Origin of the sequence: Saccharothrix mutabilis subsp. mutabilis (assembly GCF_039521145.1) — a bacterium.
Taxonomy (GTDB): domain Bacteria; phylum Actinomycetota; class Actinomycetes; order Mycobacteriales; family Pseudonocardiaceae; genus Actinosynnema; species Actinosynnema mutabilis.
Window position 1 is genome coordinate 29,663 of record NZ_BAAABU010000025.1, and the last position, 20,428, is coordinate 50,090.

Consider the following 20,428-nt stretch of genomic DNA (forward strand, 5'->3'; position numbering starts at 1 on the left):
AGCCGTGAACGCGCCGGAGAGGATCACTGGCCCGCGTGCCGCCCGGACGTCGGCGACCTGAGCGCGCCGTTCTCACACGACGTGGTGGCCTCAGAGCGTGGGGCTTGGCGTCGGATCGGTAAGCGCGCCACCAATCCGTCACCAGAGCGGGCATCCCGGCGGCGAAGCGGTTGGCGCCGTCATACAAGTGCACCAGCGCCAGCCCGGGTAGCACCGGCCTGCTGCGGGTCGCTGACATCTCCTAACGACGAGTGGTCCGGCGAGCCCGTGCGCCAACGCCTCGAACGACGCACGGGCGTGCCGATGTACCCGGTAGCCCGGACCTACAAGGGCATGACCCACGGCATGACCGAACTCATGACCCTGACCCGCTCACGCGGCTGGTCCCACCACGGCAACCCCGTCGCCGAGTGGTGCTTCGACGCCGTCGAAGTCCGCCACCCACCCGGCGAACCCGACCTCATCCGCCCCGACAAACCCGAACGCGGCACAAACCGGACGCCAAATCGACACCGCCGCGATGGCGATCGGCGGATGGAAGTTGCGTGGCCCAGAGATCAAGAAGTCGAGTCGGATGGCGGTGATGAGGTAGGCGGGGCCGCGTGTCGCCCGCTCGCGTAGTCCGAGATCACCTCCTGGATCTCTCGTTCCTGCGCATCCCATTCCATCAACCCAAGGTCGCGACGGAACGCCTCTTGCAGGCGGCTGCCGTACATCAGGGCGGCATTGAAGGTGCGCACGAGGTCGGGCTCGACGTTCAATCCGGACACCAGGGTGAGACTGAGACGACTTAGACTGTTTTCCGCATTCACAGCCACGAGCCAGGTCTCATACGAACCCAACGTGCGAACACGAGTAATCAAGTCTTTGAAGGTTTCGCCGTGTTCAGTTAGCCCCCTCTTCACATCGTCGTCCGGCTCCTTGAAGGTCCGCCTCGATGCATCGAAGTGGGGACGCAAAGATGCCAGCCAACGCTCATATCCATCGAATAGTTCGAGGTAGACCTCGAAGCGCCTGTCTAGCCAGTGCTTTCTCAATTCATGTGAGCGATCATCATTCAGCCGAGCACGTTCACGTTCCCATCGAAGATCTTCACGTTGTAGCTCGCGCCGCCAACGACGATCTTCCTTCCAAGCATTAATCAACTGGCCCGCGATGACGCCGATGATGCCCAGTACGGCGACCACTACCGGCACCCAAATAGAGACCTGTCCTGAAGGCACGTCCTGACCGTAGCGGGTTCAACGGCGGTGATCGTCTTGATCTCGACGAAGTTGGACCTCGCTCCCATCCAGTGGATCGCCAGGCTAGCGCGGCTGCACAACGCCGAGATTCCCGAGCTGGAGTTGTTGGACGTCTACTACGAGGGCGACGAAGCGGCCCTCACCCGTCAGCCTCCCCGCGGCCAGCGTGCTATCCGGTCGCTTCGGCGATCCGGGAGCCCTTCGCGGATGGCGTGCCCGATCTCCGCGCCAGCGAACATGACCGCCGAGGCCAATAGGATCGACCCGGCGTTTCGCTCAGCCGCCGTGACGGCCTCCTCACTGTCGCCGAAGGGCAGATGACCTCCCAGGCCCTCCGAGCGGCCCCACCCCCCGTCGCCGTCTCCAACGCCTCCTGGAACAGACGTAAGTACCGCGCCGACGGAGAACGGTCGCCGCACTCGGCCAACTCTTCTGGATACTCGCCAGGACCGTGTCCCGCTGCATGATCGCCTCCCTGCCTTATCCGCCACGGCGACGTCCGGCGACCGGCCACCGCACGGATCGACTACCCGGGAGGGACCTACCAGACCCGCAAGACAGGCCAGGCCATACGGAGCGTCCGCGCGGTCGCGGCGGAACGGTCTGGTTCTCCAGCGCCGCAAGGGAAGCGCTGGCGATCTGCTTCGGGGTGAGGAACTGGTTCGGGGTGGCGGGCCTCCTTGGTTACTTGCCGCCGAACACCAGGCGGGCGATGGCGTCGGGGGTGTCGCCTTCGGCCTGGCCCTCGATGCCGGTCGCGCTGGCCGGGGTCAGCGCCTCGACCGGGCGACGGCCCGGCGGCAACGGCGCGGCGGCCAGCGCGGGCGGGGTGGTGGTGGGGGTGGCGGCGGTGCGGATTAGCTCGACCAGGGCGGCGGCGGCGGCCGCCAGCTCGGTCTCGTCGGCCCCGCGAAGCCGCTCGGCGAACGCGTCCAGGAGCCCGGCCGCCCTGGTGACGGTCAGGCGGGTCCCCTGGGACTCGGCGAGCCGGGCGCGTTCCTCGGCGGCCTGGGCCGCCGACTCCAGCTCGGGCGGCCGCGCGGCGGCGGCCTGCGCTTCGGCGAGCTGCGCGGCCAGCGCCGCGCCGTCGGCCTCGGCGGCCGGGGCTGGCCCGGCGCGACCGGGGCGGGTGAAGTGGTGGGCGCCGGGGCGGGTGGTGCCGCGCCCAGTTCGGCCGGGGCGGGCGGCTGGTCGGCAGGGGTCGGGGCGGTCACGGGTGCGCGGCTCCTTCGCAGCTGTAGATCGGGGGGCGGGAAGGGGGCGCCCGCCCGGGCTCCACCGGCGCTCAGCGAGCGGTGGTTGGGCTGTCGCGTGGCAGCGCGGGCGGGCACTCAGGAGGGGGAAGGGGGTTCAGGCCGCGCGCTGCCGCGCCTCGAAGGCGCGACGGAACGCGTTGCGGGCCTTGCAATCGGACAAGCCCTTGGTGGAGGTCGCCCACAGCTCGGCGAACTCCACCGAGGCGGCGGGCGGGGAACCGTCGCGGTAGACCGGTTCCACGGTGCACAGCCGTCCGTCGTGGAAGGTGTCCGGGTCGCCGTCGCGGATGGTGAACGTCGCGGCGCATTGCGAGGCGTAGAACGTGCGCCGGTCGGGCGGCATGGCGGAGCGGGCGGCGAGCATCGCGCAGAACGCGCACGGCTTGGCGCTGGTGACACGGTGGTAGCCGATGATCGCCTGGTCGACGCGGCGGGCGTTGTGCAGCAGGTCGCGGCCACCGGCCGCGCCGTGGCGCAGCGCCGAGGCGGCCAGCAGCGGCGCAGCCTTCCCAGCGGCGGCCTTTGGCTCAATACCCCCGGCGTCAACCGTTTGACCGTGCTCGGCCCGGTCACCAGCAACGACACCGCCGCCGCGTCGCGCCACCCGGAGTCATCCAGCAGCGTGAGCGGGTTCGGTGGGGTGGTGCCGATCTCGGCCAGCCGGAACCGGGTCAGGTAGTCGGCGGCCAGCCGTGCCGACCGGTCGCGGTAGTCGGTGACCAGGTCGAGCACCAGGCGCACCCACGCCGGGGCGGTCGCGTCCAGCCGAAACGGGTTCAGCAGCGGCCACAGCGACAGCACTTCGCGCACCAGCAGCGCCGAGGTCGGGCCTGCTCACGGCGGTGCTGCTCGGTTGCTCGGGTGCCCGCAGGGGTGGCGGCCATGTGCACCCCGAAACGGCACCAAGGGCGCTTCGCCGCTCCACAGCCTGTTACTTAACGGCTGTATACCTTCGGACGGAGTAACAGGCGGGCTTGCCGAACACTAGGGTTCACCCTGTCTACTGGGCCTGGGAGGTGGCCATGTGGACAACCCTGGGCACAGCCGGAACAGTGGGCGGTCTGGTTGCTTGCTGCGTCGTGGTCGGGCGTGTGCTCGGTCTGCTGATCGCGCTTCGCGGTACCGCACCAGCGGACCGACCCGAGATCATCCGCGCGTTGAACGACAGTGGTTTATCACCGCGCCGCCCCAGATCCGCACGCGCGCCAGCCCGTGCGGTCCGAAGTCGGCAAGTTCCTTAGACGGTCGGGTCGGTGGCGCGGGTGAGGACGTCGGCGAGCAGCCCGTGACCGTCCGGGGTCACCAGCATCTTGGCCCAGCGCTGCACGTCGGTGTCGGTAACGCCGGGCAGGCGTCCCCAGGTGGCGCGCTCCGGCACGCCAAGCACGGTCACCGCCTTGCCCCAAGCGTCGACCACGGCGGCCAGCGAGCGGGTCTCGGTGTCGCGCCGCCGGAGCCGAGTAGTGGTGTCCAGCCATCCGGCCAGCAGGCTGCACAGCCGCAACACCTGCTCCCATGACTCGCCGTAGCTGGCGCGGCGTACGCCGACCCGGCGCTGTAGACCGGACTCGGCCGCCGCCAACGCATTCTCCGACAGGTCCTGAGGCTGCCGAGCAGGGCCTGGGGCGGGGTCTGGGTGATCGCGGCCAGGTGCCGCAACACCTGTTCCAGCACCTCGACGTAGCCGCTCAACGGGGTGACGTCGAACGACCCGAAGCGGGTTTCGGGGCTGTCGGAGTGCAACAGCCGGTCCGGCCCGATGGGCGGTTCCTCGCCCTCGTCCAGCTCCAGCCTGGCGGCCCAACGCTGCCGGTGAGCGCCGTGCTCCCGGCCATGAGCAGCAGGAACGTGGAGTAGTTCAGCCGGTCCTGAATGTCGATCACGGGTTCGACCACGCCGGGGATGTCCGAGTCCAGGTCGTCCTCGTCCACGAACCGGATCACCGGCACGACCCCGGCGTTGTGGTCGCGGTGCTCGACGTAGGACAGCGACCCGTCACCCTCGGCCCCGAGGAAATACATAGAGGTCTCGTCGTAGAGCCGGTAGAGCGTGCGCGGCCCGGACGGGGTCCACGACCGGGCGCGCTCGACCGCGTACACCGGCCACTCGTTCGCCTCGTCGGCGTAGAACGCGGTCATGCTGCGCGGGGAGTGCCCCGGATCACCGGGCCGGGCTCACCGGGCAACGCCGAGACGAACGCGAGCCCGTACTTTAACGCCGCACGATGCACCGCGGACTGCCGCCGCGTCATCCGGTTGGCCGTCCAGAACTGCCACGGCCCCGCGTCGCCCTCGGTCCGACCGGTGGCGCGAATGCCGTCCACGAACAGGTTCTGCGCCAGGATCTGCACCAGCAGACGACACCAGTTGGTGCGCGACTTGCGCAGCGTCCACATGTAGAGCGCTTTCGACCCCCGCGGCGCGAACGGCAAGTCATGGTCGCCCTTGACGTACCGGTGGATGCGGTCGTTGCGGGCCCGGTCGGGCCAGCACTCGACAATCCGGCGACCGACGTCGGCGGCGTCACGAGCGGATGGGGGCAAACATACCCCCTAACGAGCTAATGCCCGTAACACCTCCGCCCGACCGGCGAATACCGGGGCAGGAACGGCAGGGCAGATCGGAACAGGTGATGGTGAACCGTCGGGGGTTTCTGGGCACAGCGGGCGGCGCGATCGTGGTGACTGCCGCCGGTCAGCTCGTCGCACCCGCTACCGCGCAGGCGGCGCCACAAGCCGGCTGGAGGAGGTGCTGCTGGAGGAGGACGGCCATACCGAACATCGGGAATGGCGCTCCTGCGCGGCGTGCCAGTGCCTGTGGTGGGCGGGAGGTTTCTCGGGTCATTGCCCCGGCGACCCCAACGGCCACCGGGTGAACAGCAGGACCGTTCGGGCGTCGTTCGCCTACGTCGTCGAACATGACCTGAGCAACCCGGAGCACGTGCACCAGACGCGCTGACGTTCGTGCTTCAAGTGCAACAACCTGTTCCTGCCCGCCTACGGAACCATTCCGGTGGACAACGGCCGGTGCATGGCCCCCTACAGCACGGGGCACGACGCCACCAACTCGTTCAACTACGCGGCGAGGGTTTTCTCCGCCTAGCTGGCTAGTGGAACACACGGAGCTTGCCGCCGCGCTTGCGCGCCCGCTTCGCCCAGCCGGGCGAGGCTAGCGCCAGGCGGCGGACGTGACGAGCCACGATCAGGCACACCAACAGGTCGATCTTGTGCGGCGACTCGCGGCCTTCCTTGGCCACCGACGTCCCGTAGCGGTTCGGGGCGCGGCGGGCGTTGAGCGGGTGGCGGCGCAACCGCCGGTCCCCGTCGTGGGTCAAGGTCCGGTCGCGGATGTCGACCAGGGTCCGGCGAGTGGCCTGGGTGAACTCCTGCACGCGGGCGCGCATGTCGAACGCCACCGGGTGCCGGTTGCGGCCGGTCGTGGCCTCGACCAACAGTTGCTCGCCGAACTCCTGCGCGCAGCCGTCCGCGTAGCTCTCGAACTCCCGGACGTCGGCGAAGAAGCCCATGACGTCGGAGCGCTCGAACGCGGTACGCACCGCCAGGTCGGCCTCGTCGCGGTTGACCTGCCACCGCGTATCGGCGGCCAGGTGCTCGGGCTTCCCCTGCAGGTGCAGGACCCCGGCGTGCCCGTCGGGCATGCGCAGACCCACCAAACCCGTAGCGTCGTCGCTCTTGCTGCCGTCGAACATCATCACGATGGTGTCGCCCTCGGCCAGCGGCGGCGCGGTCTCGTCGTGACAGCCGTCCCACTCCTGCGCGGTGGTCCACGCGGTCGCGGCGGCGTCCTCCAGGTGCAGGTGTACCGCTTGGACTCCTCCACGTCCTTGGCCGAGTCCCAGGACTCGTTCAGCACTTCCGGGCCAGGAAGGCGATTCCGACATTCCTCGCTTCGGCAAAAATGCAGCATGGAATGAACCCGTAATTGAGTCCCGGACACATCACTCGAAAGCGCCGTCATGATCATGCCACCCTGGGCCCTAGTCGGGTTGACATAGGACCAGCGGCCCACCGCGCGCCACCTGCAGGTCTGTCCATACTAGCCCGATAGCGCCGACAACCAGGCGCGATGCCAAAGAATGGCATTTAAGTGTAAGTCGTGCTGTAAGCACGTTCCGGTTCTAAGTCAAGTACGGGTCGACCGATCGACTGCCATATGTACGCAATGCCCGCGATAGTGTCACGCTAACGTGTTGCGTGAAACCGCTTGCACGGCGTGGATGACCCCGGCTGGGCGGCCGTGGTGATGGTCCGATAGATTCTCGTCGCTCCACAGGCACGTTCGTCCACTGGTCGGTCCGCCGGACCGACACACCAGCCGGTGTGTCGTCAACGGTGGTCGACCGAGAGGAGCTGAACGTGTCAGAACGAAAACCCAGGTGGAAGAAGCTGGCGGCGCAACTACTGCTTGCGCTGCTCGAAAGCCTGGGAGAAGGGGAGAGCGGCCTGCCGCCCGAATGGGTGACTAGGCCGCTCCTTGAGATCATTCGCGCCCTGCGTGCTGGCCGGTAACGCGGATGATCTCCGGTGGGCGTCGCACACGGCGACGCCCGCCCCTCTCGTAACGGTCACGAAGTAACGTTACTGCGCGAGCCTAGCACCGCCTCCGAGCCTTTAAACCAGATACCTGGTCGCCACTGACCTGCGACTACGCCTGCCTGCGGTGTTGATGACAGATGCAAGGCGTCGTGATGCAGGCTGCATCACTCGCCGGGGCACGAGTGCGCGAGGGGTCAGCGACAGCGGGATGTACGGGAGCCCTGTCGGCACCGGGGGCGGTTGCCGAGGTGACTCGACCGTTGACGGGCTGGTCCGCAAGAGGCGGACGTCACCAACATGGGCGAACATACGTTCGGTGCTGATCAGAGTGCAACCACATTGTTGCGGCGTCGTACCCGCGCTGAGTGTGCCCGCGCCGCCGAGTAGGAGCAGCCGACCCGGCGGGCGATCTCGGCGGCGTTGGTCTCGCCGCTGTCGAACAGCTCGCGCACACGCAGCGCGACTCGGCGCGCGGCATCGCCTCGCCTTTCCGCTCGGCCAGCCGCCGGTGGTGCCGTCCCGCACCGCGTCGCGTTGCGCCTTGAACGCTTCGACGGTGCGGCGACCCTCGACCACCGGCACGAACCTCCGCAAACGTCGGCACCGGCGGTGCCTCCTGCGTTCGCCTGCCCGCCTCGGGCCGCTCGGCCACCAACGTGTCGAGGTCGACCAGGTCCTCGATGCGCCGATTCATCCGCGCCAGCAACTGCGTGGCCATCGCCACGTCGGCCGGATCGGGAACGGCTTCAGCCACGACGCCCACCTCCCGATCCCGGAGATCCGGCAGCAGGACGTGACGCCGGGTTCTGGGCCACGCGTAGTCGCGCCTTTGGGCCTTCGCCGGAACCGCCGGTCTGGTTCGCGACTGCGCGGGCGGTGGCGACCCGGCGTGGATCGGGCAGGGCGCGGTTCAGCTTCTCCTGGCCGAAGATCGGCAGCACCGACAACTCCGGCACCGCGCGCACCAGCACCAGTTCGCGTTCGCCGAAGGAGCATCGGCGCCGGATGGCGGAGGGTATGTGCAGGAACCGCCTGAGGTGGCGGTAGCCGTGGTGGGGCAGGGCGGGCAGCTGGCTGTGGCGTCCCCGGCCGCCGTGGCGGTGTTGAACTGCTTCGGCGAGGTCATCACCAGCATGGCCGGCCACCCCCGCAGCGCGGGCGAAGTTCGCCATCTCCCGCCACGCCCTGGACCTATGGCCGCGATGGCTGGACATGCTGCTCGGCGCGGCCAGCGACGTCGCGCCCGTGACCCGTACGACGGGTACCACCGACTCGGGAGGGACCACGTTCCCCAGCGCGGTTCCACCTGCGACCACTGGTCGCGGGCTGGTGCCGGGTGCCACGCACCCGCCTGATCGTCCCAGTGGCACCGGTTCGGGCCCATATGGTTCACGCGGCCGTCGCGAGCGGTCAAGGCGGCATGCGATCCCGATTGCCGCTGCTTCACAAGCGGATTCGCGTGCCCCATCGCGTGCCGGGTCGACCGGCGGCGTGGAACTCATCATGGCCGTTCCGGGGTTGCGGACAGGATTTCGGGCAACCTGCTCATGAGGCAGGGACTACGACAATGGTCATCTGGTTGACCACGATCGTCACTTGGCGGAGATCGATCACGCTCAGGGCGCTAAGCAGATCGACTGAGGCCAGGACGAGGGGGCGTACCGTTCGGACCTTCTACGACCCAGGTTCAGGATCTGGAACGCGGCGACGAGCAACCCGATGGCGTCGGCGTTCCGGTTCACGGTCGCAAGTGCCGTACCGACGCGGATGAGCGCCTCGGACAGCTCCGCGACAGCGGAGTCCGGAACGCCGCCGCCCGCATCGAGCACGACCGACACGGCCATGGAACACGCCTTGCGCGCATCGTCGAGCAAACCGGCTTCGTACTGCGTGGTGCTCAATTCGACGAGGGTGCGGATGAGGATCGACTGTGAGCCTGGCACCTGTCGCGCGAAAGCCACAGCCGTTGCCACGGCTTCGCGGCCCACCACGAGCGCTGGGGCGAGATCGCTGGCTTCCCGCATGGCGGCTCCTCGTCGCAGCAGCGCGGTGATGAGCACTTCCGGGTGCTGCCCAGGCGGTGACACGTCCCGGACGGCGGGCGACATCGGCACGGCACGAACTAGGTCACTGCCGGTCGTTTCGGAGCGGCATCCGAACCGGCAGAGGCGATGACGCGCGTCGGACGGCGTGCGGAGGACGCCGGCGGGCGGCGTCGAACTCCACGGCGCCGCGGTCGATCGCCCTCGAGGACGATGGCCGAGTACGGCCGAACCGGCCTTTGGGCCGCATCGGCGATCGTCGCGCGGGAGACGGTGACGGTGGTCGTCGCCGAGCGTCGTGCGCCCACCTGACGGGCCCGGAGGTGGATGACCCCGTTGACGTCGCACTCCACGGTGACCTCGATGGAGATCTGACCACGTGGTCCGGGCTGCAGGTCGAGCAGCACGTCGCCACGACCGTGTCGTCGCCCGGGACATCGGGGCGAACTGGTGGAGCCGGACCTGCGCGGTGGCCTGGTTGTTCCTGGTCGTGGTGAACACCTGCGAGCGCTTGGTCGGGACGGCGCTGTTCGCGCTGATGATCGTGGTGCGGGTGCCCGCCGTTTCGACGCCCAGCGCCAACGGCGTCACCTCGAGCACCGCCACTTCCCGGACGTCCGCGGTGAGCATGCCTGCCTGCAGGGCGGCACCCGCCGCGGTCGCCTCATCGGGGTCCACCCCGGCAACCGGATCACGCCCCGTCAGGCGTCTGACGAGTGCGGCCGCCGCGGGCATCCTCGTCGCGCCACCGACCAGCAGCACGTCGTCCAGTTCGTCGGCACCGACCTCGGCCATCTTCAATCCCTGCTCGATGCGCACGCGACACCGGTCGAGCAGGTCCGCGGTGAAACCCTCGAACTCCGACCGGGTCAGCGTCACCATCAGGTGGCGCGGCACGCTCTGGGACGACGCCAGGTAGGTCAGGTTCACGGTGGTCTGCGTCTCGCGCGACAGCTGGAGCTTGGCCGCCACCGCGGCGTCGCGGATCCGCTGGACGGAGTGGGGTTCCACCAGGTCGACCCCGTGCTCCTCGGCGAAACGAGCCATCAACCACTCGGCGATGCGCTGGTCCCAGTCGTCACCCCCGAGATCGTTCTCCCCCGTGGCAGCCCGTACCTCGACGACTCCACCGGACAGCCGCACGACGGCGACGTCGAGCGTGCCACCACCCAGGTCGATCACCAGGACCGTGCCCCGGGCTTCGGCACGCGCACCGCGTGGACGAGAGCGGCGGCGGTGGGCTCGTTGATCAGGCGTTGCACCGACAGGCTCGCCTTCCGCGCAGCGACGACCAGCGCTTCACGCTCGGCGACACCGTAGTACGCGGGAACGGTGATCACGGCGGCGTCGGCGTCGGCCGAGTCAGGGCTGCCATGTCGCCTGAGAAGCCACCTTGGGATGATCTTTGCTTCCTTTGGTGCGGAAGGTGGCTGTCGTGGTGTTGTCCGGTCGGGACGTGCTCACGGACTGGATGGGACTGCGGGCCGAGGACGGCACCGGTGCCTGTCGTGCTTTGCGGCCAGCAGTTGTGGGTGATCTGCGGTTCGCGTTCTACGGCCGGACCTCGACCACCGAGCATCAGGACTCCGCCACCTCGCGGGCCTGGCAACTGGAGGTCGCGCAGGAACTGGTCGCCGGTCACGGCACCATCACCGCCACCTTCTTCGACGCCGGGCGGTCACGGCGTGACCGGTGGCGTGACCGGCCGCAGGCCGCGGAACTGCTGGCCGCGTTGCGTGAGCCGAACCGAACGTTCGACGCGATCGTCGTGGGCGAGTACGAACGGGGCTTCGCCGGTGATCAATTGGAGCGGCTGCTCGCGCTGTTCCGGCGTCACGGCGTGCAGGTGTGGCTGCCCGAAGCCGGCGGTCCGGTCGACCTGGACACACCGGAGCACCGGGCGCTGGTCAGGATGTTGGGTGCGCAGTCGCTGCGCGAGGTGGTCCGCGCCCGGCACCGCGCGATGGCGGCCATGCGCGCCCTGACTGAACAAGGCCGCTACCTGGGCGGACGGGCGCCCTACGGCTACCGCCTGGTCGAGGCGGGCCCGCACCCGCACCCGGCAGGCGCACGCCGCGGCCGCAGCATCGTCCAACTGGAGCCCGACCCCGACACAGCGCCGACGGTGCGGTGGCTGTTCGCCGAACGCCTGGCCGGACGCAGCATCGAGCACCTGGTCGAGACCCTCAATCAGCGGCGCACGCCATGCCCGGCCGAACACGACCCCGCACGCAACACCCACCGCACACGGCGCCGTTGGACGGTCGAGACGGTGACCACGATCCTGCGCAACCCCCGCTACACCGGGTGGCAGGTCTGGAACCGGCAGACCGTGGACCACGACCACCACTCCCCCACCGACCAACGCCGCCACCGCATGACCAAGCACAAACCCGCCCACCAGTGGGTCCTGTCCCACCAGCGCGCCCACACCGCCCTGGTCAGCGAACACGACTTCGTCGCCGTCCAACGCATCCGCGCCCAACGCCCCAACCAGCACGGAGAACGACGCGAGTACCTGCTGGCCGGGCTGCTGCGCTGCGGCGCATGCGGGCAACGGATGGAGTCCCGTTGGACACACGGACGACCCGGCTACCGCTGCCGCCACCACCGCGGCCCACGCACCGAGGCGACACCGCCGACCCTCTACCTCCGCGAAAAGCAGCTGATCACCAAGATCGGGCACGCCCTGCACCTGCCCGCCGCGGCGAGCCCGCGCCTGGTCGTCGACACACTGCGTACCGACCGGGCCGTGATCATCTGCCATGCCGACCGAGTCGTCATCGACGAACCACGCGTGCCGGCGGGCCGGTGAAAAAGACGAACCCCACGACGCCGGGCCGACAAATCGTCGACCCGCCCCGTGGGGTAACAGTGTGTCCGAGGGGGGACTTGAACCCCCACCCCCTTGCGGGGACTAGCACCTCAAGCTAGCGCGTCTGCCATTCCGCCACCCGGACTCGGCTCTCGCCGTGGTGTGGTCATAGGTTACATGATCGTCTTTTGTGGTCCAAATCGGGGTATGGATGGCGCATTCTCGCTGCATTTGCGCTGGTCACAGGCTTGACTGGCGAGGAGGGCTGAATCAGGCGGACGCCGTGCTCCGCCGTGCACTGGTCGAGTTTGCGGTGGGCGACACCCTTGCCGGCGTTGATCGGCAGCCCGGCTTGTCGGTGAACAGGTGGGGTTCATGGTCGCGGGTGGTCATGAGCATGTGCCGCTGTCGAGTCCGGATCGGCCGACGCCGCAGGTGCAGCCGCAGGCTCGCAGCCCGTGGGGAGGAGAGCACTGGCCCGTGGTCCCGGACTCGACGTCAGCCACCGGCGGTCCGCTGGTTGATTCGGCGAGAGGTGCAGGTGGGGGCGCGTGCGGAGCACTCTGGTCGTGGCTCAGGCAGCCGCGGGTACAAGTTGTCGGGTGCCTGGGGTGGATGGGGCCTGAGCGCGAAGTTGCGGGGGTGATCGTCGGACTCGACGGTGATCGCGGCGTGGGTGGAGGGGATGGGCGGGGGGTGTTCAGGTGTGGTTTGGCGGGTGGCGGGTTTTTGGCGGGTTTGTGGGCGGCGCTGTGCGGTGCGCAGTGTCGCCTCCTGTTTGAGTCCGTGTTGGTGTCATCGGGATCTCATGTGTGCTGGCGCAGGGTGGTAGCCGGAGACCAACGCCTTTCGCACACCGCAGGTAGGGGGTCAGGGGTATGTCGAACGTCGGAGAGCCGCAGGGCACGATCGTCGCGCGGATCCTGGGCGGTGCGGCCACGGTGCGTGATGTGGAGATTGCGGCCGGGAACTTCGCGCGTTGGCTGACCGAGCAGTGGAAGGGCAGCGCGGAGCGGGCGCTGGCCTACTGCGTCAACTCGTTGAGCACGGCGTTCGACGGTGTCTGGGACGCTCTGCCCGAGCGCGACCAACAGGCCCACCTGTGGCTGTTCACCTTCCTGTGCCCGCAGTCGCTCAACGCTCGCGGCGAGGTGGACTTCTCGGCGCTGGACCACGAGGCCGAGGCGTACGCCGCCCTGGTGCACGCCAATGGCGGGTGCGGCCGGTTCGCGCAGCGGATCAGGCGGGTGCGCGGCGAGGAGTAGCGGCCATGCGGGCGCATGCAGGGGCGGCTCGGGGTCGTCGTAGCGGTGGGTCCGGGGTTCGGGGGGACGATTCCGCCGGGGGAGTGATCGGGTGGTCGTTTCCGGCCGGCATCGGGTTGCCCCATTGACACCGACCGCGGCAGTTCATGTAGTTCTTTCACATATCGCTCTGCGCCCACCCCTGCACGCAGAGTACGAGGGAGGAACGGCCGTGTCCCTGTCGCATCCCACCCGGTTCGTGGTCTCGACGCTCGGTGCCCTGGCGGTCACCGCCGGCTTGGCCACCGTTCCGGCGCACGCCGCGCCCACCGCACCCACCGGCTCCGTCGCCGCGATCACCGACCACATCGCCGCCCGGCTGGCCGGGGACCTCGCCGACGTCGCCCGGCGAGCCGGTCTGCTGTCCACCTCCACCCGACCCGTGCCCCTGGCCCGCGCGGCGGCGGGCACCACGCTGGGGCGTGCCGTCCGTGACGCCGACCGGGCGGTCCTGGCCGCCAAGGGCTTGCCGCAGGACGGCACGTCCCTGCTCACCGTCCGCCTCGCGCACGCCGACATGGCCGCCGCGCTGGACCGCGGCGTCGCGCCGCTGGTCGCCTCCTCCCCCGCCGACGACGAGGCGACGGCCGTCACGGCCTACGACCGCGCGGGCCACCGGGTGACCCTGCCCGCCGACCGCGTCCCGACCCGTCCGGTGTACCTGGTCGAGATCGACACCACGACCGCGCTGGCCAAGGGGACGCAAGTGCTCCGCTCGGCCCTGTCACAGCGCGGCCTGTCCCCCGCCGCCCTCGCGCCCGCCTCCGGCTACTGGGCCACCAAACTGACGTCGATCCGCCTGGAGGACGACAAGGAGCCGTGGCACAAGGGCGACTCCGAGATCTTCACCATCACCGCCGGGTTCGGCCTGGACGGCAAGGTCGCGGTCGACACCGTCCAACTGCCCTACCTCGACGAGGACGGCAAGACCTACTACCCCAACCAACTCCTGGTCCACTTCTCCGGCTACAAGTACAACCTCGCCGACATCGTCATGATGGAGGAGGACGGCGGGACCAACTACCGCGACCTCGCCCTCGCGCTCACCCAGGCGCTGTTGACCATCGTCGACGGCGGCGCCTACATCCCCCTGGTCAACGCCATCATCAACGCCCTGCCCGACAGCTGGTGGACCGACGACCCGGACTACGTCGACTCCTGGTACACCCTGGCGACCACGACCTCCGGCACCCTGCGCGGCGCGGCCGGCAACGGCACGATGACCGTCACCCCCTACTGGGTCGCGCCCCTGTAACGCATCCCACGAAGGTCGGCCCCACGCACCGATGTCAGCCCGTTGCTTCGCGGGCGTGGGGCCGCCGACCGAGTCGCCGACCGGCGGTCGCCCAGCACGTGCCCAGAGCAGGAAGAACGGCGACCACAGCAGCAGGTCCCACCTGGCGAGGGTGCGGGCCAGGTCGGCGTGCTCGGCCGGCGGTGGGCTCAGGTCGGTCAGCACCAGGGTGTCGCCGACGAAGCCGAAGCCGACCGGGCCGATCGCCCGCACGATCATCAAGACGCCCAACGTCCAGGCGATCAGCCGCAGCAGGCGCGGCAGCGGTCCGCCTCGGACGGTGGCCAGCGCGACCACGACACCGACCACCGCCGCGCCGGCCAGCACCCAGTGGCTGGCCACGAACAAGGGGTCGCGGGCCAGCAGGCGCTCACGCAGGTGCGGCGGCAGGGGGTCCTTGTCGGCCAACGCGTTCGCGCCCAACGCCTGCGCCAACTTCATCGAGCCGTAGGCCGCGGCGCACGCCGCCGCGCCGTAGCCGGCCCACCGCCCCCGGTCAGACCGCGACACGCTTGGTCACCGCCACGTAGGACCGCACCGTCTCCACGCACAGCGCGCCGACCACGAGCCCCACGACGCCGTGGTACCACCGCCAGCCCACGCCCAGGCCGATGAACCCGCCCAGCGCCATGATCCCGGCGCCGCCCACGACGGCCGCCGCCATCACCGCGAGCGCCACCAGCATCAGCCACCGCGGCACCGCGCGCAGCCCCCACGCCGTCACGGTGGCGAGGGCGATCCCCGCGCCCACCAGGCCCGAGGCGGTCGCGAACCACTGGGCGAGCGCCGGGTCGAGGAAGTACGCCTCGGACTCGGCGGCCGACACGGGCGGTCCGCCCGGGAAACCGAGCCGGGACTGGGCGGCGAACACCGCCTTGCCCCCGGCGTAGCCGAGGAACAGCACCGCCAGGGCGTACGCCGGCCAGCGACGTCTGGGCTGTGGACCGACCATGACGCGACCGTAGTTCGTCGCTCATGAGGAAAGCGCGGCTTCGCGCGTGTGCGTTCTCAGCCACAGCGGGCGGCGCGTGCAGATACCCCAGGGGGCATACGCCGATGCGTGCTACCGTGGTTGGTAGATACCCCCCGGGGTATGACTGAGTGAGGAGTCGACATGGCACCTGAGATCGACCAGAACGCCTTCGCTGCCCGCCTCGCCGCGGGGAACGCCTTCGTCGTGGACGTCCGCGAGGCGCGCGAGTACCGGCCGGGTCACGTCCCCGGCGCCCGGAACGTGCCGCTGAGCGTCCTGCCCGTCCGCGTGGGCGAGCTGCCCAAGGACCAGCCCGTCTTCGTCATCTGCCAGTCCGGTGGTCGCAGCGCCCGGGCCACGGAGTTGCTGCGCGCTGTCGGCGTCGACGCCGTCGACGTCCTCGGCGGCACCGGTGCGTGGATCGCGGCCGGTCGTCCGGTCGAGGCCACGGCGGTTTGAGAGGGGAAAACCTGATGATCACCGTTCTGCCCATCGACACGCCCGGGCTCGGCGACCGGACCTACCTGGCCCACGACGGCGAGGTCGCCCTGGTCGTCGACCCGCAGCGCGACTACGACCGGGTGCTCGGCCTCGCGCGCGCCGCGGGTGTGCGCATCACCCACGTCTTCGAGTCCCACATCCACAACGACTACGTCACCGGCGGTTACGAACTGGCCCGCGAGGTCGGTGCCCGGTACCTGCTCAACGCCGACGACCCGGTCTCCTTCGAACGGGTGGGCGTTCGCGACGGTGACGTGGTCGAGGTCGGCGGCCGGATGCGGGTGAAGGTCCTGCACACGCCCGGTCACACGCACACCCACCTGTCCTTCGCGCTCTCGGAGGGCGGGGAACCGATCGTGGTCTTCACCGGTGGTTCGCTGCTGTACGGCTCCACCGGTCGCCCTGACCTGCTCGGGCCCGACCACACCGACGCGCTGGCGCACGCCCAGTGGCACTCGGCCCGGCGACTGGCGCGCGAGCTGCCCGACACGACCGCCGTCTACCCCACGCACGGCTTCGGCAGCTTCTGCTCGGCCACGCAGTCCGACGGCACGGCCAGCACGATCGGCCGGGAGAAGCTGGCGAACCCCGCCCTGACCAGGGACCTCGACGCCTACGTCGAGCAGCTGCTCGCCGGGCTCGACGCCTACCCCGCGTACTACGCGCACATGGCGCCGGCGAACTCCGCCGGGCCGGGCGCGCCGGACCTGTCGCCGCCCGCGCAGGCCGACCCGGCCGAGCTGCGCCGCCGCATCGGGGACGGCGAGTGGGTGGTCGACCTGCGCGACCGGACCGCGTTCGCGTCCGGTCACGTCGCGGGCACGCTGAACTTCGGCCTCGACGGGCCGTTCGTCACCTACCTCGGCTGGCTGATCCCCTGGGGCACCCCCGTGACGCTGCTCGGCGAGACCGCCGAGGACGTCGCCGAGGCCCAGCGCGAACTGGTGCGCATCGGCGTCGACCGCCCGGCCGCGATGGCCACCGGCGGCCCCGCCGACTGGGCCGGCGGCGAGCCGCTGCGCCACTACGCCACCGCCTCCTTCGCCGACCTCGCCGCCGCGCTGGCCCGCGACCCGCGCACCGCCGTCCTGGACGTCCGCCGCGACCAGGAGCGCGCCGAGCGGCACGTCACCGGCTCCACGCACATCCCGATCCACGAGGTGCTCGGCCGCCTCGACGAGGTCCCGGCCGGCCCGGTCTGGGTGCACTGCGCGGGCGGCTACCGCGCCGGTGTCGTGGCCGCCCTGCTCGACGCCCGCGGCGTCGACGTGGTCGCGATCGACGACTCCTTCGACAACGCCGGCCCCGCCGGCGTCCCCCTCACCACACCCGCCCACCACGACCTGGAGGTCCACGCATGACCCGCCCCACCGTCGACGCGTCCTCGCTGCGGGAACGCCTGGGTGACGGCCCGTCCGCGCCGCGCCTGATCGACGTCCGCTCCCCCGCGGAGTTCGAGGCGGGGCACATCCCCGGCGCGGTCAACGTGCCGCTGGACCGGCTGCGCGACCAGCTCGACGACCTGTGCCCGCTGCTGCGCGACCAGGACGTCGTGCTGGTCTGCCGGTCCGGTCAGCGCGCGGGCCGGGCGCAGGAGGTGTTCACCGGCGCGGGTCTGGGCCACAGCACGGTGCTCGAAGGCGGCATCGCCGACTGGGAGCGGGCGGGCGGCCCGCTCAACCGCGGGCGGCGGGTGTGGGACCTGGAGCGCCAGGTCCGGTTCGTGGCGGGCTCACTGGTCCTCGCGGCGGTGCTCGCCAGCGTGGTCGTGCCCGGCGCGGAGTGGGTGGCGGGCTTCGTCGGCGGCGGGCTGGTCGTCGCCGCCCTGACCAACACCTGCGCGATGGGCATGGCGCTGGCGCGGATGCCCTGGAACCGACGTCGTCGCGGTGGCCCGCCGGCCGCCGGCCTCCCCGGGGACCGGTGAGCCGTGCTGGTGCTGACCGTCGCGCTGGCCGTCGTCGTCGGGGTCGCGCTGGGCCTGCTCGGCGGCGGCGGGTCGATCCTGATGGTGCCCCTGCTGGTGTACGTGGCCGGGATGGGCGCCAAGGAGGCCATCGTCGCCTCCCTCGTGGTCGTGGGCGTGACCTCGGCCGTCGGCGTCGTCGGTCACGCCCGCGCCGGGCACGTCCGCTGGCGCACCGGCCTGCTGTTCGGGCTCGCCGGCATGGCGGGGGCGTTCGCCGGCGGGCTCGTCGGCGGCCACCTGCCCGGCCCGGTGCTGATGGGGGCCTTCGCGGTGATGATGGTCGCCACCGCCGTGGCGATGCTCCGCGGTCGCCGCACCCCCGCGCCCGCCGCGCGCACGGAACTGCCGGTGGTCAAGGTGCTCGTGGAGGGCGCCGTCGTCGGCCTGGTCACCGGCCTGGTGGGCGCGGGCGGCGGCTTCCTGGTGGTGCCCGCGCTGGCACTGCTCGGCGGGCTGCCCATGTCGGTCGCGGTCGGCACGTCGCTGCTGGTCATCGCCATGAAGTCGATCGCGGGCCTGGCCGGTTACCTGGCCACGGTGCCGATCGACTGGGCGTTCACCGGGGTGGTCACCGCCGCCGCCGTGGCGGGCAGCCTGGTCGGCGCGCGGTTGGTGGCCCGCGTCCCCGGCGACGCGCTGCGCCGGGGGTTCGGCTGGTTCGTGCTGGCGATGGGCGCCTTCGTCCTGGCCCAGCAGGCGCCGGAGCACCTCCGCGTCCCCGCGCTGCTCGTGGTCGCCGGGATCGGTGTCGCCGTCGGCACGTGCGTGGGCTTCGTGCCGCGGTGCCCGCTGCGCCACATCGGCGGGAAGCACCCGGTGCCGGCCGCCGGGCGGTGAACCCGTGCGCCGGCCCCGGAATGCCGCGGGGCCGGACAGCGCTGTACGGGTGTACCCGCCGGGGTATCCGGTGGCGGGAGAGGATGAGCACATGCAACTGGAGAACGCCCAGGTCGTCTCGGACGTCGTCAAGCGGCTGCGCCGCGCGGAGGGTCAACTGGCGGGGGTGGTCCGGATGCTGGAGGCGGGCCGCGACTGCGAGGACGTGGTCACGCAGTTGGCGGCCGTCTCGCGCGCCCTGGACAAGGCGGGTTTCGCCATCATCGCCGCCGGGCTGGAGCAGTGCATCACCGCCGGGGAGAACGGCGACGTGCTGGACCGCGCCCGGCTGGAGAAGCTCTTCCTCTCCCTCGCCTGACCGGCGGGGCGGTCAGGCCGGTGGCCGCAGCGGGAAGCCCAGGGCGCGGCCGGCCTCGGCGAGTTCGTCGCGGACCCTCGGGTGGGCCACGTGGTCGATGATCTGCTGGGCCTGTTCGCCGGCGTCGTGGCCCCAGATGGCCGCCGCGCCCTGTTCGCTGACCAGGTAGCTGTGCTGGAACGACGTGACCGGGCCGGTCAGGCGGGGCACGACGGTGGACACGTCGGCCTTCGGGTGCCAGGACGGCAGGGCCACGATCGCCCGGCCGCCCGGGGAGTGCAGGGCTCCCACCACGAAGTCGGTCTGGCCGCCGAACCCCGAGTAGATGACCCCGTGCACGCGACTGGCGTTGGCCTGGGCGTACAGGTCCACCTGCAACGCGCTGTTGATCGAGACCAGGCGTTGGTGGCGGGCGATCAGGCCCGGGTCGTTGGTCTTCTCGGTGCGCAGCAGCCGCACGCGCGGGTTGCGGTCCACCCAGTCGTAGAGCTCCCGGCTGCCGAACACGAACGACGCGGTCACGGGGGTGTCCGGGTCCAGCGCGCCGGCGCGTTCCAGGCCCAGGACGCCGTCGCTGAACATCTCCGACCACACCGCCAGGCCCCGGCGCGCGGTCAGCGCCGCGAGCACCGCGTCGGGCACCGCGCCGATGCCCATCTGCAGGGTCGCCTCGGCCGGGACCAGCGCCGCCACCCGGTCGGCGATCGCGCGGGACACCTCGCCGATCGCGCGGGGCGGCGGCGAGGTCAGCGGCTCGTCCACCTCGATGGCGTAGTCGACCTCGTCGCGGGACAGCACCCCGTCGCCGTGGGTGTAGGGCATCCTCGGGTTGAGCTGGGCGACCACCAGGCCGCCGCGGGCGCGGACCGCCTCGATCGCCGCGGGGAGGACGTTGACCTCCGTGCCCAGCGACACGCGGTCGCCGACCGGGGTGGAGGTGTGGACCAGCACGACGTCCGGCGGCAGCGACTGCCGCAGCAGGTGCGGCACCAGCGACAGCCGTGAGGGGAAGTACCGCAGCATCGGCCGGCCGCGCATGCCGGGCCCGACGAACGGCGTCTCCAGCACGACCCCCTCACGGTCGGGGATGCCGTCCTGGGCGTTCAGCGCGAACAGGCGGTACTCGGCCACGACCTCGTCCAGCACGGCCAGCGCGCGGTGCGGGGTGGCGTGGTTCCCGCTGACCACCACCCGCGGGCGGTCGGGAAGGCCGGACAGGACGGCGGCCAGTTGGGACTCGGACAGGACTCGCATGGGATGGACCACCCGGCTGTCGGTGG

At 70.7% G+C, this 20,428-nt stretch carries 22 protein-coding genes, 1 tRNA gene and 1 pseudogene; 11 read left to right on the plus strand and 13 right to left on the minus strand.

Features of this window, described 5'->3' with window-relative positions:
- Nucleotides 1-557 precede the first annotated feature (557 nt).
- Nucleotides 558-1,223 (minus strand): hypothetical protein, encoded by a 666-nt coding sequence (locus ABD126_RS33295; RefSeq protein ID WP_343938560.1) that lies wholly within the window; start codon nt 1,221-1,223, stop codon nt 558-560.
- A 27-nt stretch (nt 1,224-1,250) separates the two neighbouring features.
- On the opposite strand from ABD126_RS33295, the gene ABD126_RS33300 reads away from it, so the two are divergent.
- On the plus strand, nt 1,251-1,565 hold the full coding sequence (locus tag ABD126_RS33300; protein WP_343938562.1) for a hypothetical protein: 315 nt from the start codon (nt 1,251-1,253) through the stop codon (nt 1,563-1,565).
- A 1,029-nt stretch (nt 1,566-2,594) separates the two neighbouring features.
- On the opposite strand, the gene ABD126_RS33305 is transcribed toward ABD126_RS33300, so the two are convergent.
- From ABD126_RS33305 to ABD126_RS33320, 4 genes are all read right to left on the minus strand, one after another.
- Complete coding sequence (locus tag ABD126_RS33305; RefSeq protein WP_343938564.1) at nt 2,595-3,104, minus strand: VG15 protein; 510 nt, start codon at nt 3,102-3,104, stop codon at nt 2,595-2,597.
- Nucleotides 3,105-3,737: 633 nt separating this feature from the next.
- Nucleotides 3,738-4,304, minus strand: coding sequence for a phage portal protein (locus ABD126_RS38895; RefSeq protein WP_425542921.1), 567 nt, complete (start codon nt 4,302-4,304; stop codon nt 3,738-3,740).
- Nucleotides 4,189-4,638, minus strand: a complete 450-nt coding sequence (locus ABD126_RS33315; protein WP_343938568.1) for a phage portal protein — start codon at nt 4,636-4,638, stop codon at nt 4,189-4,191. The genes ABD126_RS38895 and ABD126_RS33315 overlap by 116 nt, the downstream gene beginning before the upstream one ends.
- A complete protein-coding gene (locus ABD126_RS33320) occupies nt 4,635-5,042 on the minus strand; it encodes a phage portal protein (RefSeq protein ID WP_343938570.1) in 408 nt (135 codons plus the stop codon). Before ABD126_RS33320 ends, ABD126_RS33315 begins: the two co-directional genes overlap by 4 nt.
- 205 nt (nt 5,043-5,247) lie before the next feature.
- Here ABD126_RS33320 and ABD126_RS33325 point away from each other — a divergent pair, with 205 nt between their 5' ends.
- The gene (locus ABD126_RS33325; RefSeq protein ID WP_343938572.1) at nt 5,248-5,457 is read left to right on the plus strand and encodes a hypothetical protein; all 210 of its coding nucleotides are present in this window, start codon (nt 5,248-5,250) and stop codon (nt 5,455-5,457) included.
- Between the two features lie 148 nt (nt 5,458-5,605).
- Here ABD126_RS33325 and ABD126_RS33330 read toward each other — a convergent pair whose 3' ends face one another.
- The 5 genes and pseudogenes from ABD126_RS33330 to ABD126_RS33345 all read right to left on the minus strand — a co-directional run bounded on the left by ABD126_RS33330 (nt 5,606) and on the right by ABD126_RS33345 (nt 10,437).
- Entirely contained in the window at nt 5,606-6,400 is a 795-nt protein-coding gene (locus tag ABD126_RS33330; protein ID WP_343938574.1) for a hypothetical protein, read from the minus strand.
- Between the two features lie 1,401 nt (nt 6,401-7,801).
- Nucleotides 7,802-8,227, minus strand: coding sequence for a hypothetical protein (locus ABD126_RS33335; protein ID WP_343938576.1), 426 nt, complete (start codon nt 8,225-8,227; stop codon nt 7,802-7,804).
- A gap of 950 nt (nt 8,228-9,177) precedes the next feature.
- On the minus strand, nt 9,178-9,504 hold the full coding sequence (locus ABD126_RS38900) for an Hsp70 family protein (RefSeq protein ID WP_425542923.1): 327 nt from the start codon (nt 9,502-9,504) through the stop codon (nt 9,178-9,180).
- Between the two features lie 100 nt (nt 9,505-9,604).
- Nucleotides 9,605-10,279: pseudogene (locus ABD126_RS38905) on the minus strand (Hsp70 family protein); the annotation flags it as partial.
- Entirely contained in the window at nt 10,276-10,437 is a 162-nt protein-coding gene (locus tag ABD126_RS33345; RefSeq protein ID WP_343938580.1) for an Hsp70 family protein, read from the minus strand. The gene ABD126_RS33345 and the pseudogene ABD126_RS38905, both read right to left, overlap by 4 nt.
- A 77-nt stretch (nt 10,438-10,514) precedes the next feature.
- Here ABD126_RS33345 and ABD126_RS33350 point away from each other — a divergent pair, with 77 nt between their 5' ends.
- Nucleotides 10,515-11,912, plus strand: coding sequence for a recombinase family protein (locus tag ABD126_RS33350; protein ID WP_343938582.1), 1,398 nt, complete (start codon nt 10,515-10,517; stop codon nt 11,910-11,912).
- 62 nt (nt 11,913-11,974) lie between these two features.
- Here the strand turns inward: ABD126_RS33350 and ABD126_RS33355 are convergent.
- Nucleotides 11,975-12,057 (minus strand) — tRNA-Leu (locus ABD126_RS33355).
- Nucleotides 12,058-12,790: 733 nt separating this feature from the next.
- On the opposite strand from ABD126_RS33355, the gene ABD126_RS33360 reads away from it, so the two are divergent.
- The 3 genes from ABD126_RS33360 (at nt 12,791) to ABD126_RS33370 (ending at nt 14,961) form a co-directional block, all read left to right on the plus strand.
- Complete coding sequence (locus ABD126_RS33360) at nt 12,791-13,177, plus strand: hypothetical protein (RefSeq protein ID WP_343938584.1); 387 nt, start codon at nt 12,791-12,793, stop codon at nt 13,175-13,177.
- A 211-nt stretch (nt 13,178-13,388) separates the two neighbouring features.
- Nucleotides 13,389-14,471, plus strand: coding sequence for a DUF3103 family protein (locus ABD126_RS33365; RefSeq protein ID WP_343938586.1), 1,083 nt, complete (start codon nt 13,389-13,391; stop codon nt 14,469-14,471).
- Nucleotides 14,472-14,502: 31 nt separating this feature from the next.
- Complete coding sequence (locus ABD126_RS33370) at nt 14,503-14,961, plus strand: hypothetical protein (protein ID WP_343938588.1); 459 nt, start codon at nt 14,503-14,505, stop codon at nt 14,959-14,961.
- Between the two features lie 45 nt (nt 14,962-15,006).
- On the opposite strand, the gene ABD126_RS33375 is transcribed toward ABD126_RS33370, so the two are convergent.
- Nucleotides 15,007-15,462, minus strand: a complete 456-nt coding sequence (locus tag ABD126_RS33375; protein WP_343938590.1) for a hypothetical protein — start codon at nt 15,460-15,462, stop codon at nt 15,007-15,009.
- Between the two features lie 162 nt (nt 15,463-15,624).
- Here ABD126_RS33375 and ABD126_RS33380 point away from each other — a divergent pair, with 162 nt between their 5' ends.
- The 5 genes from ABD126_RS33380 (at nt 15,625) to ABD126_RS33400 (ending at nt 19,148) form a co-directional block, all read left to right on the plus strand.
- Nucleotides 15,625-15,942 (plus strand): rhodanese-like domain-containing protein, encoded by a 318-nt coding sequence (locus ABD126_RS33380; RefSeq protein ID WP_343938592.1) that lies wholly within the window; start codon nt 15,625-15,627, stop codon nt 15,940-15,942.
- 14 nt (nt 15,943-15,956) lie between these two features.
- Entirely contained in the window at nt 15,957-17,345 is a 1,389-nt protein-coding gene (locus ABD126_RS33385; protein WP_343938594.1) for a rhodanese-like domain-containing protein, read from the plus strand.
- A complete protein-coding gene (locus tag ABD126_RS33390; protein WP_343938596.1) occupies nt 17,342-17,911 on the plus strand; it encodes a rhodanese-like domain-containing protein in 570 nt (189 codons plus the stop codon). Before ABD126_RS33385 ends, ABD126_RS33390 begins: the two co-directional genes overlap by 4 nt.
- Before the next feature lie 3 nt (nt 17,912-17,914).
- Entirely contained in the window at nt 17,915-18,790 is an 876-nt protein-coding gene (locus ABD126_RS33395) for a sulfite exporter TauE/SafE family protein (RefSeq protein WP_343938598.1), read from the plus strand.
- A 91-nt stretch (nt 18,791-18,881) separates the two neighbouring features.
- On the plus strand, nt 18,882-19,148 hold the full coding sequence (locus ABD126_RS33400) for a metal-sensitive transcriptional regulator (RefSeq protein WP_343938600.1): 267 nt from the start codon (nt 18,882-18,884) through the stop codon (nt 19,146-19,148).
- A 12-nt stretch (nt 19,149-19,160) separates the two neighbouring features.
- Here ABD126_RS33400 and ABD126_RS33405 read toward each other — a convergent pair whose 3' ends face one another.
- Nucleotides 19,161-20,402: an acetyl-CoA hydrolase/transferase family protein gene (locus ABD126_RS33405; RefSeq protein WP_343938602.1), complete on the minus strand. Its 1,242-nt coding sequence runs from the start codon at nt 20,400-20,402 to the stop codon at nt 19,161-19,163.
- Nucleotides 20,403-20,428 lie beyond the last annotated feature (26 nt).